Source organism: Bacillus sp. LR--39, assembly GCF_053613335.1.
On sequence record NZ_JBSIOT010000119.1, the window covers coordinates 1 to 1541 of the forward strand.

Sequence of the window (1541 nt, forward strand, 5' to 3'; positions counted from 1 at the left end):
CGCATAACCAATCGAAAAACTGCTGAAAATCAAGCCCATTTGCGTTGCAGACAATGTGAGATCATCCTGAATAAAAGGAGCTGCAATGGAAAGCGCCGAGCGATCCAGGTAATTAATCACCCCTGCCAGGAACAAAAAAAGGATAACGGGAAGCTTATCTTTTGAAAACATCTCAACCTCACCCCTATGTTGGTTCAGTTTCTGTTGCATCGCTTTCGTTACACACCTGAATAAGCCATAAATCCTCCATCGACAGGAACGGTGATCCCAGTGACAAAACCGGAATAGGATTCATCCGCCAGCCAAAGGAGCGTACCGAGCAAATCCTCGGGTTTTCCGAAGCGCTTCATCGGTGTTCCCGCAATAATTTTGTGAGATCGGCTGGTGAACGTTCCGTCTTGGTTGATCAGCAGATCATGATTTTGTTTTGTCAGAAAGAAGCCTGGGGCAATCGCATTGACCCGCAGCCCGGTTTCGGCAAAATGAACAGCCATCCACATCGTAAAATTATTGATGGATGCTTTCGCAGCACTGTATGCCGGAACCTTCGTCATAGGTGAATAAGCACTCATCGAAGAAAGATTGATAATCGCGGGTGAATGTGCCTTCAGCAGCTCTTTTCCAAACACTTGCGTGGCCAGAAACGCACCGGTGAAGTTGGTGGAGAATACAGTTAGAAAGCCCCTCTCATCCATATCAAAAAAGGATTGGCCTTCTCCCGCTTCTTCATATGTCTCCACATCGGTTATCGCGTCAGGATGATTGCCGCCAGCCCCGTTAATTAACAGATCAACAGCGCCAAATTGGCCGAGGATGTCTTCCTTTGCCCGCTCCAGTGACATCCTGTCTAGCACATCCGCAGCAACAGCGCACGCTGTGCCGCCAGCCGCCGTTATCTCCTTCACGACCGCTTGGCCTTTTTCAGCCGTCCGATTCAATATCGCCACCTTCATGCCATGACGGGCTAGCTCCCGTGCCATCGCAGAGCAAAGCACGCCGCTGCCGCCAGTGATGACAGCCGTTTTACCTGCCAGGTTCTCATGCAGCGGGATCATACGCCCACCTCTTTTTTTGCCATTGCTTCATAGGCGTCCCACAACCCGTTCAAATACATGATGCCAAGTGCCCGATCGTATAAGCCATATCCCGGGCGGCATTGCTCGCCCCAAAGATGGCGCCCATGATCCGGTCTGACATATCCTTCGTAATCCTGCTTATGCAGTTCTTCCATCACGCCTTGAATGTTGATCGAACCATCCTTTGTTAAATGAGATGTTTCAATAAAATCACCATTCTCATAAATTTTCACATTGCGAATATGTGAAAATGGAGCGATGCCGGCATACGTTTTAGCGATCTCCACCATGTCGTTAGCGGGATTGGCTCCCATTGAACCTGTACAAAGGGTGATACAATTAGACGGTGAATCTGATATCGCCCGCAGTTTCTTATAGCTTGCCTCTCCTGTGATAATGCGCGGCAGTCCGAAAATCTGCCACGGCGGGTCATCCGGATGAATGGCCATTTGAACACCATAGGCC

2 protein-coding genes and 1 pseudogene are annotated in these 1541 nt (G+C 49.4%); all 3 read right to left on the reverse strand.

Features of this window, described 5'->3' with window-relative positions:
- A pseudogene (locus tag ACWHAR_RS20930) lies at positions 1–171 on the reverse strand (MFS transporter); the annotation flags it as partial.
- 47 nt (positions 172–218) lie between these two features.
- Positions 219–1055: an SDR family oxidoreductase gene (locus ACWHAR_RS20935; protein WP_017697311.1), complete on the reverse strand. Its 837-nt coding sequence runs from the start codon at positions 1053–1055 to the stop codon at positions 219–221.
- Positions 1052–1541 (reverse strand): mannonate dehydratase (uxuA, locus tag ACWHAR_RS20940; protein ID WP_452087705.1); only part of this gene is annotated, 490 nt, incomplete at its 5' end. The genes uxuA and ACWHAR_RS20935, both read right to left, overlap by 4 nt.

Excerpts from the sequence above, each read along its gene's own strand:
- ACWHAR_RS20935 (WP_017697311.1), bottom strand. The coding sequence starts at position 1,055 with ATGATCCCGCTGCATGAGAACCTGGCAGGTAAAACGGCTGTCATCACT.